Source organism: Actinomycetospora chlora, assembly GCF_039542135.1.
GTDB lineage: Bacteria > Actinomycetota > Actinomycetes > Mycobacteriales > Pseudonocardiaceae > Actinomycetospora > Actinomycetospora chlora.
Window position 1 is genome coordinate 50,620 of the sequence record NZ_BAABHO010000028.1, and the last position, 15,796, is coordinate 66,415.

14 protein-coding genes are annotated in these 15,796 nt (G+C 73.2%); 6 read left to right on the forward strand and 8 right to left on the reverse strand.

Features of this window, described 5'->3' with window-relative positions; translation table 11 throughout:
* Nucleotides 1–17: 17 nt before the first annotated feature.
* Nucleotides 18–1,013 carry an aldo/keto reductase family protein gene (locus ABD994_RS17790; RefSeq protein ID WP_345417720.1) on the reverse strand — a complete coding sequence of 332 codons (996 nt, stop codon included), beginning with the start codon at nt 1,011–1,013 and terminating at the stop codon, nt 18–20.
* A gap of 270 nt (nt 1,014–1,283) precedes the next feature.
* On the opposite strand from ABD994_RS17790, the gene ABD994_RS17795 reads away from it, so the two are divergent.
* Nucleotides 1,284–1,457: a hypothetical protein gene (locus tag ABD994_RS17795; RefSeq protein WP_345417723.1), complete on the forward strand. Its 174-nt coding sequence runs from the start codon at nt 1,284–1,286 to the stop codon at nt 1,455–1,457.
* A 6-nt stretch (nt 1,458–1,463) separates the two neighbouring features.
* Here ABD994_RS17795 and ABD994_RS17800 read toward each other — a convergent pair whose 3' ends face one another.
* From ABD994_RS17800 to ABD994_RS17820, 5 genes are all read right to left on the reverse strand, one after another.
* Nucleotides 1,464–1,802 (reverse strand): helix-turn-helix domain-containing protein, encoded by a 339-nt coding sequence (locus ABD994_RS17800; protein WP_345417726.1) that lies wholly within the window; start codon nt 1,800–1,802, stop codon nt 1,464–1,466.
* 36 nt (nt 1,803–1,838) lie between these two features.
* Nucleotides 1,839–3,209 carry an alpha/beta fold hydrolase gene (locus ABD994_RS17805; protein WP_345417729.1) on the reverse strand — a complete coding sequence of 457 codons (1,371 nt, stop codon included), beginning with the start codon at nt 3,207–3,209 and terminating at the stop codon, nt 1,839–1,841.
* Between the two features lie 34 nt (nt 3,210–3,243).
* Nucleotides 3,244–4,395 (reverse strand): CaiB/BaiF CoA transferase family protein, encoded by a 1,152-nt coding sequence (locus tag ABD994_RS17810; RefSeq protein WP_345417732.1) that lies wholly within the window; start codon nt 4,393–4,395, stop codon nt 3,244–3,246.
* Nucleotides 4,396–4,554: 159 nt separating this feature from the next.
* Entirely contained in the window at nt 4,555–6,711 is a 2,157-nt protein-coding gene (locus ABD994_RS17815; RefSeq protein WP_345417807.1) for a 3-hydroxyacyl-CoA dehydrogenase NAD-binding domain-containing protein, read from the reverse strand.
* Nucleotides 6,712–6,770: 59 nt separating this feature from the next.
* On the reverse strand, nt 6,771–8,027 hold the full coding sequence (locus ABD994_RS17820) for an acetyl-CoA C-acetyltransferase (protein WP_345417735.1): 1,257 nt from the start codon (nt 8,025–8,027) through the stop codon (nt 6,771–6,773).
* 109 nt (nt 8,028–8,136) lie between these two features.
* Between ABD994_RS17820 and ABD994_RS17825 the strand changes: the two genes are divergently transcribed.
* From ABD994_RS17825 to ABD994_RS17840, 4 genes are all read left to right on the forward strand, one after another.
* Complete coding sequence (locus ABD994_RS17825; RefSeq protein ID WP_345417738.1) at nt 8,137–9,879, forward strand: GMC family oxidoreductase N-terminal domain-containing protein; 1,743 nt, start codon at nt 8,137–8,139, stop codon at nt 9,877–9,879.
* Nucleotides 9,876–10,583, forward strand: coding sequence for an acetoacetate decarboxylase family protein (locus tag ABD994_RS17830; RefSeq protein ID WP_345417741.1), 708 nt, complete (start codon nt 9,876–9,878; stop codon nt 10,581–10,583). Before ABD994_RS17825 ends, ABD994_RS17830 begins: the two co-directional genes overlap by 4 nt.
* Nucleotides 10,580–11,167 carry a TetR/AcrR family transcriptional regulator gene (locus ABD994_RS17835; RefSeq protein ID WP_345417744.1) on the forward strand — a complete coding sequence of 196 codons (588 nt, stop codon included), beginning with the start codon at nt 10,580–10,582 and terminating at the stop codon, nt 11,165–11,167. The genes ABD994_RS17830 and ABD994_RS17835 overlap by 4 nt, the downstream gene beginning before the upstream one ends.
* A 71-nt stretch (nt 11,168–11,238) precedes the next feature.
* The gene (locus ABD994_RS17840; protein ID WP_345417747.1) at nt 11,239–11,886 is read left to right on the forward strand and encodes a TetR/AcrR family transcriptional regulator; all 648 of its coding nucleotides are present in this window, start codon (nt 11,239–11,241) and stop codon (nt 11,884–11,886) included.
* Here ABD994_RS17840 and ABD994_RS17845 read toward each other — a convergent pair.
* Together ABD994_RS17845 and ABD994_RS17850 are read right to left on the reverse strand one after the other, a co-directional pair.
* Entirely contained in the window at nt 11,883–12,923 is a 1,041-nt protein-coding gene (locus ABD994_RS17845; protein WP_345417750.1) for an LLM class F420-dependent oxidoreductase, read from the reverse strand. The genes ABD994_RS17840 and ABD994_RS17845 overlap by 4 nt on opposite strands.
* Nucleotides 12,920–14,062 (reverse strand): acyl-CoA dehydrogenase family protein, encoded by a 1,143-nt coding sequence (locus ABD994_RS17850; protein WP_345417753.1) that lies wholly within the window; start codon nt 14,060–14,062, stop codon nt 12,920–12,922. Before ABD994_RS17850 ends, ABD994_RS17845 begins: the two co-directional genes overlap by 4 nt.
* Before the next feature lie 162 nt (nt 14,063–14,224).
* On the opposite strand from ABD994_RS17850, the gene ABD994_RS17855 reads away from it, so the two are divergent.
* A complete protein-coding gene (locus ABD994_RS17855) occupies nt 14,225–15,763 on the forward strand; it encodes a long-chain-fatty-acid--CoA ligase (RefSeq protein WP_345417756.1) in 1,539 nt (512 codons plus the stop codon).
* Nucleotides 15,764–15,796: the final 33 nt, after the last annotated feature.

Below are 15,796 nucleotides of genomic sequence, written 5' to 3' on the forward strand. Positions count from 1 at the left end.
ACGAGCGCGACAGCGCCTCAGCGGTGGGTGATGCCGGCCGAGGCGCCGGGGGCGAGCTGCTGGCCGGTGACGGGGACGTCGCCGAGGGCCTCGTCGATGGCGGCCAGGGTGTCGGCCGACAGCTCGACGCCGGCCGCGGCCGCGTTGGCGTGCACCTGCTCGGGCCGGGACGCCCCGACGATGGCCGAGGCCAGCTCCGGGCGGCGCAGCACCCACGCGAGCGCCATCTCGGCCATCGACAACCCCGCGCCCTCGGCGATCGGGACGAGCCGCTGCACCGCCTCCAGCGTGCGGTCGGTCAGCTTCTGGCGGATGAACCCGTTCATCTCGTCGCTGGCCGCGCGCGAGTCCACCGGCACCGGCTCGCCCGGCCGGTACTTGCCGGTGAGGACGCCCTCGGCGATCGGCGACCAGACGATGTTGGAGATGCCGTGCTCGGCGGTCGTCGGGAACACCTCGGCCTCCGGCGCGCGCCAGAGCATCGAGTACTGCGGCTGCGACGACACGAACGTGACGTCGTCGGGGCAGGCCGCGAGCCCGGCGCGGATCTGGTCGGGCGTCCACTCGCTGAAGCCCAGGTAGCGCGCCTTGCCGGCGCGGACCACCTCCGCCAGCGCCCCCACGGTGTCCTCGATCGGCGTCTCCGCGTCGAAGCGGTGGCACTGGTAGAGGTCGACGTGGTCGGTGCGCAGGCGGGCCAGCGACGCGTCGATCTGCTTGCGGATCTGGTCCGGGGACAGGCCGCGGTCGGTCCTCGACATCGGGAAGTAGACCTTGGTGGCGAGCACGTAGTCCTCCCGCCGGTAATCGGTGAGGATCGCGCCCCACGCCTCCTCGGCCGCCCCGCGCCCGTACACGTTGGCGGTGTCGAAGAACGTGATGCCGGCGTCGAACGCGGCGCGGGTGCACGCCGCGGTGGCGTCGGCCTCGACGCCGCCGGAGTAGGTCAACCAGGAGCCGAGGGAGATCTCGGAGACCTGCAGGTCGCTCGAACCGAGCTGGCGGAAGCGCACGCCCGGTACCGTAGGCCGCCGCGGGAGCCGGGGCCTGCGCAGCGACGGTCACTGCCGGCCATCGGAAGCACAGGTCCGATCGGCGCACTCGTTCGACCGGTTGACGCAGCTCCCTGTGGCCGACGTGTGAATTCCCGCCACGCCGGGCCGCAGGACTGGCGACCGCTGGCACGATGGTGGGCACGAGCTCGCGAGAGGCCCCGACGCCGGACGGCACCGTTGCCGCGGACGTCGTGGAGGTCCCGCACCGCCGAACGTCCTAGGGGATACGTGAACGTGTTGCTGGCGCCGCTGCGCCCTCTGGCCGACGTCCTCGACCTGACCGCGGAGGCCGTGGCCGCCGTCGGCACGGTCTCGGTGACCGCCCTGGGGCTGGTGCTGACCCGGCAGCTCGACGCGTCCGAGGAGCGCCTGCAGGTGGTGCCGCGCCCGCAGGACCGCTGACGGCGGTCAGTCGCGCGGCGAGCCGCGGCGCTCGCGCAGCGTCTCGTTCAGCGCGCGCAGCTCGTCGCGGATCTCGGTGAGCAGCCCCGGGATCTCGTGGCTGCGCTCCCAGTGGGGCGTGACGTCGATGCCGAGCTCGCCCAGCTCCCGCTCGTACAGCTCGGCGAGCAGCGTGCGGTAGGGCTCGTCGGGCACGGTGCCGTTCTCCCAGCGCGACAGCTGGGTCTTCAGGCTGGCCGCGCTGGCGACGTCGACCCGCCCGCGGTCCGCCAGCTCCCGCAGCCGGGCGACGGCCGTGGTCTGCGACCACCCGCGATCGCGGCGGGCATCGCGCAACGAGACCACGTCGTCACAGTAGACGACGTCCTCGACGGACCGTGATCAGCGCCGCCGGGGCGACCGGGCCGCCCGTTTCGGCGCCGGCAGCCGGGCCGACCGGCGGGCCGGGCGCACCGGCGCGGTGCGCGGCGCGTCGTCGGCGTCCGGCGTGTCGTGCGCCTCGTCGTCGGTCACCTCCGCCGCCGGCGGGAGCGCCGGTGCCGGGCGCAGCGGTTCGACCGCGGACCGGGGCCGCGTGTGGGCCGGACGCAGCACGCGGCGGCTGCCCGGCGAGCTGCCCTCGACGGTGGGCTGCGCGTCGTGGCGGTCGAAGAACCCGCACATCCGCGCCCACGTCGTGGCCTTGGCGTCGCGGCCGGTGAGGACGCCGAGGTGCCCGCCCGGAGCCGTGGTCAGCCGCGTGTCGGCGCCGATGAGCCGGCGGGCGCCGCTGCGCACGGCCCGGGGCGGCACGACGCGGTCGCTCTCGCCGGCGATCAGCAGGACCGGCCGGTGCAGGTCCGCGAGGTCGACGACGGTGTGGCCGACGGGGACCCGCCCGGCCGCGAGGTCCTCGGGCGCGACCATGGCCCGGAAGAACGTCCCCACCAGGCGCGCCTGGTCGCCGATGAGGGCGCGCAGGTCGTCGACGGCCTCGAGCTGGGCGAGGAAGTCGCGGTCGTCGAGCCGCGCGATCACCGTGAGCGGGGCGGTCAGCAGCTCGTCGAGCGAGCCCAGACCGAGGGCCTTGAGCAGGCGTGGCAGCGGCATGAGGGCCAGCAGCGTCTGCAGCGTGGCGAGCACCGGACCGCCCTCGGACACCGCCAGCGGGCGGGCGCCCACCACCGGGGGCACGTCCTCCAGCGTGAACGGCGTCGCGATCGCCGTGACCGACGCGAGCGGGAGCTCGGGGTGCGCAGCCGCCGACAGCAGGGCGTGCAGCCCGCCGATCGACCAGCCGACGAGGTGCACCGGCGCGCCGTCGTGGTGCGCGCTGACGGTGCGCACGACGTGGGGGAGGATCTCGTCGACCCACCGCTCGAGGTCCGCGGGGCCGGGCGAGATGGTGCCGCCGTGGCCGACGAGGTCCTCGTCGTCGATCTGGTACACCGAGCGGCCCTCGCCGACGAGGTGCTCGACGAGGCTGTTGCCGCGGCGCAGGTCGAACGCGACGCCGCACGCCCCCAGCGGCGAGACCAGCACGATCGGCGAGCCCCGCAGCCGCGCGGACGGGTGCACGGCGTAGCGGTAGGTGCTCACGGACCCGGCGCGCGCGAGCCCGTGCGCGCGTCCGACCTCGGCCGCGCCGGCGTCGCCGGGACCGGTGTCGAACGCGGAGCGGGGCATGCGGCGCAGGTCCGCGAACGGCCCCTCGAGGACGCGGGCGCGCATGTTGCCCGCGGCACGCCACGCCCCGGCCGGGGTCAGGATCACGGGCCCTCCTCTGCGCTACGGCCGACCGCAGAGCCTAGGTCTGGTGGACGACGCCCGCCTCCTGCAGCTTGGCCACCCGATCGGGGTCGATGCCCCAGTCGGCGAGGACCTCCGTCGAGTGCTGGCCCGGCGCCGCCGGCGGGGTCGGGGTGGCGCTCGGGGTGCGGCTGAAGCGCGGGGCGGGCGCGGGCTGGCGCACGCCGAACGCCTCGACGTGCAGGCCGCGGGCCTGGTTGTGCGGGTGCTCGACGGCCTCCTCCATCTCGAGGACGGCGGCGACGCACGCGTCGGTCGGCTCGAGGTCGGCGGCCCACTCGTCGCGCGTCCGCGTCGCGAACACCTCGGCGAGCCGCGCGTGGAACTCCGGCCAGCGCGACAGGTCCCACTGGTTCGTGGCGATGTCCTCGCCCTCGAGGGCCAGGCCCGCCATCAGCGCGGCGTAGAACTGCGGCTCGAGCGCGCCGACCGCGACCCAGCCGCCGTCGGAGCAGCGGTAGGACCGGTAGAACGGCGCGCCGCCGTCGAGGATGTTGCCGCCGCGCGGGTTCGGCCAGACGCCGCCCGCCCGCATGCCGTAGATCATCGCCATCTGGATCGCGGCGCCGTCGACGATGGCGGCGTCGACCACCTGCCCGCGGCCCGAGATGCCCCGCTCGACCAGCGCGCCCAGCACGCCGACCACGAGCAGCATCCCGCCGCCGCCGAAGTCGCCGACGAGGTTGATCGGGATCGCCGGCGCCCCGTCAGGGCCGGCCATGTGCGCGACGACCCCGGCCGTCGAGAGGTACGTCAGGTCGTGCCCGGCGCGGGAGGCCTGCGGGCCGTCCTGGCCCCAGCCGGTCATCCGGCCGTAGACCAGCCGCTCGTTGCGGGCGTGGCAGTCGTCCGGCCCGAACCCGAGCCGCTCGGCCACCCCGGGGCGGTAGCCCTCGAGCAGGACGTCGGCGCTCTCGACGAGGTCGAGCAGCACCGCGAGGCCCTCGGCGCTCTTGAGGTCCAGGGCCACCGACCGCCGCCCGCGCCCGAGGACGTCCTTCGTCGGGTCCCCGAGCGACAGGCCGCGGCCCCCGGCGGGCCGGTCGACGCGCAGCACGTCGGCGCCCATGTCCGCGAGCATCATCGCCGCGAACGGCCCGGGACCGATCCCCGCCACCTCGATGACCTTGACGCCGTCCAGCACACCCATGGCGCCGAGCCTACGAGACAGTCAGCTCTGACGGTATGGGGGCGCGGCGTCGGTCCCCCGAGACGAACGAACGGCGCCCCCGCTGCTTCGGAAGCAGCGAAGGCGCCGTTCGTTCTCGCGGGGTGGGCGCAGCCGGGCGAGCCGGCTATGCCGTGCGGGTCACTCGCCGCGCAGCGACTGACCCTTCTCCGCCTTCTCGACCAGCGACGCCGGGGGCTGGAAGCGGTCGCCGTAGGCCTTGGCCAGGATGCGGGCGCGCTCGACGAACCCGGGCAGGCCGCCGGGGTAGCCGTCGATGTACTGCGCCACGCCGCCGGTCCAGGCCGGGAAGCCGATGCCCATGATCGAGCCGATGTTGGCGTCGGCGATGGTGTGCAGGACACCCTCGTCGAAGCACTTCACGGTCTCGAGGGCCTCGGCGAAGAGCATGCGCTCCTGCATGTCCTCGAACGGCAGGTCGCCGGTGGCGGCGCCGAACTCCTCGGACAGCCCCGGCCACAGGCGCGTGCGCTTGCCGGACTCGTCGTACTCGTAGAACCCGGCACCCGACGAGCGGCCCTTGCGGCCGAGCTCGACCATGCGGTCGATGATCGCCTCGGAGGGGTGCGCCACCCAGGTGCCGCCCGCGGCCTCGACGCCCTTGCGCGTCTCCTCGCGGATGTGCTGCGGCAGCGTCAGGGTCAGCTCGTCCATCAGCTGCAGCGGCGGGGCCGGGTAGCCGGCCTGCGAGCCCGCCTGCTCGATCGACGACGGCGCGGCGCCCTCGCCCAGCATCGCCACGGCCTCGTTGATGAACGTGCCGATGACGCGGCTGGTGAAGAACCCGCGACTGTCGGAGACGACGATCGGGGTCTTCTTGATCTGCAGCGCGATGTCGACGGCCTTGGCCAGCGTCGCGTCGCTCGTCCGCTCGCCGCGGATGATCTCCAGGAGCGGCATCTTGTCGACCGGCGAGAAGAAGTGCAGGCCGATGAAGTCCTCGGGGCGGTCGACGCCCTCGGCGAGGCCGGTGATCGGCAGCGTCGAGGTGTTCGAGCCCAGCACGGCGTCGGGCGCCAGGTGCGGGAGGATCTCGGCGAACACCTGCTTCTTGAGGTCGGGGCTCTCGAAGACGGCCTCGATGACGAGGTCGGCGCCGGCGGCGTCCTCGGCCTTCTCGGTGGGCGTGATCCGGGCGAGGACCTCGTCGGCCTTCTCCTGGGTCGACTTCCCGCGCGAGACGGCCTTGTCGAGGATCTTCTTGGAGTAGTCCTTGCCCTTCTCGGCGTTCGCGAGGGCGACGTCCTTGAGGACGACCTCCAGGCCCGCCATCGCGCACGAGTACGCGATGCCCGCGCCCATCATCCCGGCGCCGAGCACGACCACCTTGCGGGCGGTGTGCTTCTCGTAGCCCTCGGGACGCGAGGCGCCCTTGTTGATGGCCTGCAGGTCGAAGAAGAACGCGCGGGTCATGTTCGTCGACACCTGGCCGCAGGCGAGCTCGGCGAAATAGCGCGACTCGATCTTGCCGGCGTTGTCGATGTCGACCTGCGAGCCCTCGACGGCCGCGTCCATGATCAGGTACGGCGCGGGCATCGGGGCGTTCTTCAGCTGCTTGCGCAGGTTGGCCGGGAACGCCGGGAGGTTCGCGGCGAACTTCGGCGTCGACGGCGTACCGCCGGGGATCTTGTAGCCTTTGACGTCCCAGGGCTGCGCGGCCTCGGGGTTGTCCTTCACCCACTGCTTGGCGCGCGAGATCAGCTCGTCGGGGCTGTCCACGACCTCGTGCACGAGGCCGGCCTCGAGGGCCGCCTTCGGCGCCCGCTGCTGGCCCTGCAGCAGGACGTTCATGAGGCCGTCGGCCAGGCCGAGCAGGCGCACGACGCGCACGACGCCACCGCCCCCGGGCAGCAGGCCGAGGGTGACCTCCGGGAGGCCGATCTTGGAGCCCTTGGCGTCGAGGGCGATGCGGTGGTGCGTCGCGAGCGCGATCTCCAGGCCGCCGCCCAGCGCCGCGCCGTTGATCGCCGAGACGACCGGCCGCCCGAGGGTCTCGAGGCGGCGGAGCAGACCCTTGATCTGCTGGGACTGGTCGAAGACCTTCTGCGCGTCGGCCTTCGTGTACTTGACGAGGTCGTCGAGGTTGCCGCCGGCGAAGAACGTCTTCTTCGCCGAGGTCAGCACGACCCCGGCGACGGAGTCCTTCTCGCGCTCGAGGCGGTCCAGCGTCGCGGCGAGGTCCTCGCCGAAGCGCTGGTTCATCGTGTTGGCCGAGGCGTCGGGGTCGTCCATCGTCAGCGTGACGATGCCGTCGGCGTCGGCCTCCCACCGGAACATGTTCTCGGACACTGCTCTGGCTGCTCCTCTGTGCTGGTCGGTGTCGTTCCGGGGGAGCGTCAGACGCGCTCGATGATGGTGGCGACGCCCATGCCGCCGCCGATGCACAGCGTCACGATGGCGCGGCGCAGGTCGCGGCGCTCGAGCTCGTCCACCATCGTGCCGACGAGCATGGCGCCGGTGGCCCCGAGCGGGTGGCCCAGCGCGATGGCGCCGCCGGCGACGTTGGTGCGCTCGTGCGGGAAGCCGAGGTCGCGCATCAGCTTCATGGGCACGGCGGCGAACGCCTCGTTGATCTCGAGCAGGTCGATGTCGTCGACCGTCATGCCGGCCTTGGCCAGCACCTTCTCGCAGGCCGGCGTCGGGCCGGTGAGCATGATCGTCGGGTCGGCGCCGGAGACGGCGGTGGCGACGATGCGCGCCCGCGGGGTGAGGCCGTTCTGCTTGCCGGCCTCCTCGGTGCCGAGCAGCACCAGGGCGGCGCCGTCGACGATGCCCGAGCTGTTGCCGGGGTGGTGCACGTGGTTGATCGACTCGACCCAGTGGTACTTCTGCAGCGCGACGGCGTCGAAGCCGCCCATCTCGCCGATGCCGGCGAACGACGGCTTGAGGCCCGAGAGGCCCTCCATCGTCGTCTCGCGGACGTGCTCGTCGTGGTCGAGCACGACGAGGCCGTTGCGGTCGACGACGGGCACGATCGAGCGGTCGAACGCGCCGTCGGCCCACGACTTGGCGGCGCGGGTCTGCGACTCGAGGGCGTAGGCGTCGACGTCCTCGCGGCTGAAGCCCTCGAGCGTGGCGATGAGGTCGGCGCCGATGCCCTGCGGCACGAAGGAGGTCGTGAAGTTGGTCTCCGGGTCCATCGCCCAGGCGCCGCCGTCGGAGGCCATCGGTACGCGGGACATCGACTCGACGCCGCCGGCGACGATGAGGTCCTCGAAGCCCGAGCGCACGCGCTGCCCGGCCTGGTTGACGGCCTCGAGGCCCGACGCGCAGAAGCGGTTGAGCTGGACGCCGCCGACGTGGTCGGGCAGGCCCGCGGCGATGGCGGCGGTCTTGGCGATGTCGCCGCCCTGGTCGCCGACGGGGCTCACGCAGCCGAGGACGACGTCCTCGATCTTGTCCTGGTCGAGCTCCGGGTTGCGCTTGCGCAGCTCGTCGATCAGGCCGACGACCAGCGACACCGGCTTGGTCGCGTGCAGCGAGCCGGTGGCCTTGCCCCGGCCGCGCGGGGTGCGGAGGGCGTCGTAGATGTATGCCTCGGTCACGGGTGGGTCCCTTCGCGCGGGTGTGAGCCGACTGCTCTCAACAGTCATGATGGACTGTTTCGCGCTCGTGTCAACGTGGGCACCACCGCTGGTTACTGACCGGTAGGGTCGTCCGGCTCTCGTTGACACGCTGCCAACGGCTGGTGAGGCTGGGCGTGTGGCGGCGGATTACGACGTGCTGGTGGTCGGCTCGGGCTTCGGCGGGTCGGTGACCGCGCTGCGGCTGACCGAGAAGGGCTACCGCGTCGGGGTGATCGAGGCCGGACGCCGGTTCGCCGACGACGAGCTGCCCGCGACGTCGTGGCAGCTGCGCGACTACCTCTGGGCGCCCTGGGTCCGGTGCTTCGGCATCTTCCGGGCGAGCCCGCTGCGCGACGTCCTGGTGCTCTCGGGGGCGGGCGTCGGCGGCGGCTCGCTGGTCTACGCCAACACGCTCTACCGCCCGCCCCGCGCCTTCTACGACGACCCGCAATGGGCCGGCATCACCGACTGGGCCGACGAGCTCGACGCCCCCTACGACCAGGCCGCCCGCATGCTCGGCGCCACCACCTACCCGCGGGTGTCGCCCTCGGACGCGGTGATGCGCGACGTCGCGCGGGAGATGGGCGTCGGGGAGACCTACCGGGCCGCCGACGTGGGTGTCTTCTTCGGCGCGCCCCCGGGCGAGCAGGTGCCCGACCCCTACTTCGGCGGCGCCGGGCCCGCGCGCCACGGGTGCCTGCACTGCGGCGAGTGCATGACCGGCTGCCGCCACGACGCCAAGAACACGCTGGTCAAGAACTACCTGTACCTCGCCGAGGCGGCGGGCGCGACGGTGCACCCGATGACGACGGTGACCCGCCTCCGTCCCCGCGGGGGCGACCTCTCCGGCGCGTCGGGCTACGACGTCGACGTCCGCGCCACCGGGCGCCCCGGCGGGCGGCGCACGCTGCGCGCGCAGCAGGTCGTGGTGGCCGCGTCCGCGCTGGGCAGCCAGCGCCTGCTGCACCGGCTGCGCCGCCGCGGCGACCTCCCGCGCATCTCGCCGCGGCTCGGCGAGCTCTCGCGCACCAACTCCGAGGCCATCCTCGCCGCGCGCACCCCGAGCGAGGCCGCCGACTTCACCCGCGGCGTCTCCATCACCTCGTCGATCCACCCCGACGCGCACACCCACGTCGAGCCCGTCCGTTACGGCCGCGGCTCCAACCTGCTCGCGCTGCTCTCGGCCGTGCTCGTCGACGGCACCACGGCGGTGCGGGACCCCTCGCTCGGTGAGCGCGGACCGTCGTGGCGCCGGATCGCCGGCGAGCTGGCGCGCTCGCGGCGGACGCTGCGCGCCCTGCACCGCCCCCGGCGCTGGGCCGAGCAGTCGATCGTGCTGCTGGTGATGCAGACGCTGGACAACTCGCTGACGCTCAAGCCGCGCCGCCTCCTGGGCGGGCTGCGCTCACGCCCCGGCGCGGGCACCCCGAACCCCGCCTGGATCCCCGCCGGCCACGAGGTGGCACGCCGCGTGGCCCGGCGCATCGGCGGCTTCCCCGTCGGCGCGAGCTCGACGCTGGTGAACCTCCCGGTGACCGGACACTTCCTCGGCGGCGCGGTGATCTCCGAGACGCCGGCGACCGGCGTCGTCGACCCGTACCACCGCCTGCACGGCCACCCCGGCGTGCACGTCGTCGACGGCTCGACCGTGCCGGCGAACCTGGGCGTGAACCCGTCCCTGACGATCACGGCCCTGGCCGAGCGGGCCATGTCGCTGTGGCCCAACCGCGGCGAGCCCGACCCCCGCCCCGCCCCGGGCGCGGCCTACCGCCGGGTGGACCCGGTGGCGCCGCACCGTCCCGTCGTGCCCGAGGACGCCCCGGGCGCGCTGCGGATCCCCGTCGACCTGCCCCTCCCGCGGATCGGAGCGCCCCGATGACCTACCCGCCCGAGCCCTGGACGCTCGTCGGCCGCATGGACCTGTCGACGTTCCTCGTGTCCACCGAGGAGCTGCCCACCGCGACGTGGCCGGACGGCTGGCGCCCGCTCTCCCCGGGCGGGCGCACCCCGGTCGGCGCGGCGTGGGTGGACTACGCCCCCGGCGGCGTCCTGAGCTACCACGAGCTGCTGGTCGCCGTGGCCGGCCGCGTCGGGCTGCGCCCCCGGCCGCACATCGTCGCCATCTGGGTCGACAGCCCCGCCTCCCGCGACGGCGGCCGCGAGCTCTGGGGCATCCCCAAAGGCCTGGCGAGCTTCACCGGCGTCGACGAGGGCCGGCCGTCGATGACGGTGGAGGGCTCGGAAAGCGCGGACCGGCCGGCGGCCTCCGCCGTCCTGCGCCCCGGCGCTCGCCTGCCCGGCCGCCCCCGCGTCGGCTTCACCCTCGCCCAGGACCTCCACGGGCGCCTCTGGGAGAGCCCGGTGACGAGCCGCAACGGTCTCGGCCTCCTCCACGCCGACTGGACGTTCGACCCCGACGGCCCCCTGCGCTTCCTGGCCGGCCGCCGCCCCGTCGTCTCGGCGACCCTCCACGACTTCGCGATGCTCTTCGGGATGACGGCGCACGACCGGTGCGAGCAACGGGGCGTTGCTGGCACCGGGCGCCAGGATCGCCACACGCTCGGTCCCGCGACACGCCGATGAGCACCCCGCTCCGCGGCCGCCGCCTCGACCCCGACGCGCGGCGCGAGGAGATCGTCGCCGGGGCGCTGCGGCTGTTCGCCGAGCACCCCTACGCCGCGGTCTCCACCACCGACCTCGCGCGCGAGGCCGGCGTCGCCCGCGGGCTGATCAACCACTACTTCGGGACCAAGCGCGACCTCTACCTCGAGGTGGTCCGGCGGCTCACGACGATCCCCGAGGTCGCCGTCGCCGAGCTGCCGCCGGGCACCGTCGAGCAGCGGGCGGGCGCGGCCGTCGACTGGTTCCTCGATGCCGTCGAACGCCACCGCGGGCTGTGGCTCTCGGTGGGCACGGGCGCGGCGGGCGACATCGACGTCGACGCGATCCTCGCCGAGGCCGACGAGATCGCCGCCGACCGCGTGCTCGCGGCCCTGGCCCCCGACGCGCCCGACGACCCCTACCGCGCCCGCGTGCGGTCCTTCTTCGGCCTCGTGCGCTCGGCGTCGCGGGAGTGGCTGGTGCGCGGCACGCTCGACCGGGCCCGGACGCGCGCGCTGCTCGTGACGGTCCTGCTCGCCGTGCTGGAGCCCGACAGTCAGGTTTGACCGTTCGCGCCGGCGACGGCACGATCGTCCACGACGGGGTGACCACGCGGCGGACGGGAGGGGGCGGGATCGTGACCAGGTCGACGACCGACCCGGAGCGTCGTTCGCGCGAGCAGCGAACGTCGGACAGCCGCACGCGCATCCTCGACGCCGCGGTGGCGTGCCTCGTCGAGTCCGGGTACGCGGGCACGACGACGCTGACGATCCAGAACCGCGCCGGCGTCTCGCGCGGCCGGCTGCTGCACCACTTCCCGTCGAAGGAGAACCTCCTCGTCGCGGCCGCGCAGCACCTCGCGACCAGCCGGTTCGCCGCGGACGGTCTCGCGCGCGCCGACCTCCCGTCCGCCGACGTCGACCCCGACGCGCGCCTCGACCGGGCCGTCGAGGTCATGTGGTGGACCTACCAGCAGGCCTACTTCTGGGCCTCGGTCGAGCTGTGGACCGCGGCGCGCACCGACCCGGCGCTGGCCGCCGCGCTGCTGCCCGCCGAGCGGCGTCTCGGGGCGGCGATCCGCCAGACCGTCGACGCCTTCTTCGAGGACTACGCCGACCCGGCGCGGGCCGCCCTGCTGCGCGAGACGCTGCTGACGAGCATGCGCGGCGTCGCCCTGACCTACGGGTTCGACCCGCGCGACCCGCAGACGGACCCGCACCTCGAGCAGTGGAAGCAGCTCGCCCGCACGATGCTGCTGCCCGAGGGCGGGTCCGGCGGCTCCTAGAGGAGCGACTTCAGCGTCTCCAGCGAGGACTTCACCGTCTCGTGGTCGGGGTCCAGCGGCGTGATGTTGAGCTGCGTGATCCCGGCGGTGGCGAACTCGCGGACCTGCTCGGCGACCTCGTCCTCGGACCCGATCAGCGACACCGCGTGCACGAGCTCCTCGGGCACCTTCTCCGCCGCCTCCTCCTTGCGCCCGGAGAGGTACAGGTCCTGGATCTCGGCCGCCTCGTCGGCGAAGCCGTACCGCCCGGCGAGGTCGTTGTAGAAGTTCTTCCCCTTGGCGCCCATCCCGCCCACGTAGAGCGCGAGCTGGGGCCGCACGTGCTCGCGCAGCTTCCCGGCGCCCGGACCGACGGCGAACGGCACGTTGACCGCGGCCTGCAGCTCGCCCAGCGCCGGGTCCCGCTTGGCCTTGCCGGCCTCGAGCGCCGAGCCCCAGACCTCGTGCGCCTTGCCGGGGTGGAACCAGATCGGCTCCCAGACCTCGGCCAGCTCGGCGGCCAGCTCGACGTTCTTCGGCCCGATCGCGGCGAGCATGACCGGGATGCGGTCCCGCACCGGGTGGTTGATGAGCTTCAGCGGCTTGCCGAGGCCGGTGCCCTGCTCGGGCGGCAGCGGGATCGTGTAGTGCTTGCCGGCGTACTGCACCTTCTCCCGGCGCCACACCTGCCGGCAGATCTCGACGACCTCGCGCGTCCGGCCGACCGGCGCGTCGTACCGCAGGCCGTGGAAGCCCTCGATGACCTGCGGCCCCGACGCACCCATGCCGAGCACGAACCGGCCGTCGGAGACGTAGTCGAGGCCGGCGGCGGTCATCGCCGTCAGCGACGGCGTCCGCGTGTAGATCTGGACGATCCCGGACTCGATGTGCACCCGCGACGTCCGCGCCGCGATGTAGCCGAGCTGGCTGACGGCGTCGAAGCTGTAGAGCTCGGCGACGCTGACCGCGTCCAGCCCGACCTGCTCCAGCTCGACCAGCTTCTCGACGGTCTCGGTGAACCCGCCCTGCGCGTAGGCGAGCCCCATGCCGATCCTCATCCGAGCACCACCCGGCCGATGATCTCCTTCATGATCTCGGTGGTGCCGCCGTAGATCGTCTGCACGCGGGTGTCCAGGTACGCCTTGGCCACCGGGTACTCCTTCATGTAGCCGTACCCGCCGTGCAGCTGGAGGCAGGAGTCGATGACCTCCTTGGCCGTCTCGCTCGCCCAGTACTTGGCCATCGAGGCGTCGGCCGGACCGAGCTTCCCCTCGTTCAGCTCGGTGATGCAGCGGTCGACGAACGTCCGCGTGACGGCCAGCTTCGTGGCCATCTCGGCGCTGGTGAACCGCACCGTCTGGAGCTTCGCCAGCGGTTTGCCGAAGGCCGTCCGCTCCTTGACGTAGGTGATCGTGTCCTCGAGGACGCGCTCGGCGCCCGCGGTCGCGCCGACCGCGATCGACATGCGCTCGCGGGGAAGGTTCTGCATGAGGTAGATGAAGCCCTTGCCCTCCTCGCCGAGGAGGTTGGTGGCGGGCACGCGCACGTCGGTGAACGACAGCTCGGCGGTGTCCTGGGCGGACATGCCGATCTTCTCGAGGTTGCGGCCGCGCTCGAAGCCGGGCGTGTCCCGCTCGACGGCGATGAGGCTGAAGCCGTGGGCGCCGGCGTCCGGGTCGGTCTTGCACACCACGATCACCAGGTCGCTCATGACGCCGTTGGTGATGAACGTCTTCTGCCCGTTGATCACCCAGTCGTCGCCGTCGCGGACGGCGCGGGTCTGGATGCCCTGCAGGTCCGAGCCGGTGCCCGGCTCGGTCATGGCGATCGCGGTGATCATCTCGCCGGTCGCGAACCGCGGCAGCCAGCGCTGCTTCTGCTCGTCGGTCGTCAGCTCGATCAGGTAGGGCGCGATGACGTCGTTGTGCAGCGAGAAGCCCAGGCCGGACGTGCCGGCGCGCGCGACCTCCTCGGTGACGATCCACTGGAAGCGCAGGTCGGACGTGCCGCCGCCGCCGTAGGACTCGGGGACGTCCATGGCCAGCAGGCCGGTCTGGCCGGCCGCGAGCCAGACGTCGCGGCTGACGTGCCCCTGCTTCTCCCAGTCCGCGTGGTGCGGCACCGCTTCCTTCTCCAGGAAGTCGCGCACCATTTCGCGGAAGTCGTTGTGCTCGTCGGAGAAGATCGTGCGCTCCACCGGGTGGCCTCCTCGTGGGGACGGTTCGCCCCAGGGTGGCTGCACCCGCAGGTAACAGTCAACCCTGACTCTTCCGCGCTTCCGTATGAGCCGTTACGGTCGCGCCGCCGCCTGTGGTCGGCGTCACCGGTGTCCGTTTCGCCCCGTCCCTGGAGGTTCCCCGTGCCGTTCCGGCTGACCGACGTCGTGCGCCAGTACGCCGGCGACACCGACCTCGTGGCCATGACGTTCGAGGGACGGCACACGACCTACGCGGAGCTCGACCGGCGCGGCGGCCTGGCCGCCCGCGCCCTGGCCGCCGACGGGGTCGGGGCCGGCGACCGCGTGGTGTGGCTCGGCAAGAACCGCCCGGAGTTCTTCGACCTGCTCTTCGGTGCCCCACGCGTGCGGGCGGGCACCGCGCCGCTGAACAACCGGCTCACCCACGACGAGCTCGTCGCGATCGTCGAGGACTCCGCGGCGCCGCTCGTGGTGCTCGGCCCGGACTTCGCCGACCTGCGCGACCGCGTCGGGTCGCTGGACGCCGTCCGGCGGGTGCTCGTCGTGGGGGAGGACTACGAGGGCTGGCTCACCGCCTCCGACGAGGTGCTCGACCCGCCGGACGACGCGCAGGACGACGACTGCGTCCTGCAGCTCTACACCTCGGGCACCACCGGCCTGCCCAAGGGCGTCGTGCTGACCCACACCCAGTTCGCCGCGCTGCTCTCGGTGGGCGACCACTGGGGCTTCGACACCGAGTCCGTCGGCCTCGTCGCCATGCCGCTGTTCCACATCGGCGGCTCGGGCTTCGCGCTCGTGTGCCTGTCGTTCGGCGCGCGCTGCGTCCTGATCGCCGACATCGTCCCCGACCAGCTGCTCGCCACGATGGCCGACGAGGGCGTCACCAACGCCTTCCTCGTGCCCGCCGTGCTGCAGTTCCTGACCCAGGTGCCCGGCGCCGCGGACAAGGACTGGTCCAAGCTGCGCGCCATCGCCTACGGCGCCAGCCCGATCACGAGCACCGTGCTGAACCGCGTGCTGTCGACGTTCCGGGCGCCGCTGTTCCAGGTGTACGGATCGACCGAGACCACGGGCGCGATCAGCCAGCTCGACCCCGCCGACCACGACCCGGACGGCCCGCGCGCCCACCTCATGCGCTCGGCCGGCAAGGCCTATCCGTGGGTGGAGCTCAAGGCCGTCGACCCGGCCACCGGGGAGGACGTCGAGAACGGCACGGTCGGCGAGATCTGGATCCGGTCCTCGCAGGTCACCCCAGGCTACTGGGCACGGCCGGAGGAGACGGCGAAGGCCCTGGAGGGCGGCTGGTTCCACACCGGCGACGCGGGCTACGTCGACGAGGAGGGCTACCTGTTCCTCACCGACCGGATCAAGGACATGATCGTCACCGGGGCCGAGAACGTGTACCCCATCGAGGTCGAGAACGTCCTGTCCGGTCACCCGGACATCGCCGACGTCGCCGTCATCGGCGTCCCGGACGAGAAGTGGGGCGAGACGGTGAAGGCGGTCGTCGTCCCGGCCGAGGGCTCGGAGATCGACGCCGACGCGCTGCTCGACTGGTGCAAGGAGCGCATCGCAGGCTTCAAGCGCCCGCGCTCGGTCGACGTCGTCGACGCCCTGCCGCGCAACGCGTCGGGGAAGATCCTCAAGAAGGACCTCCGCAAGCCCTACTGGGAGAACGCCGAAGGCCGGCAGATCGGTTGAGGTCAGCGCTGCTCGTCGGAAGCGTGGGAGAGA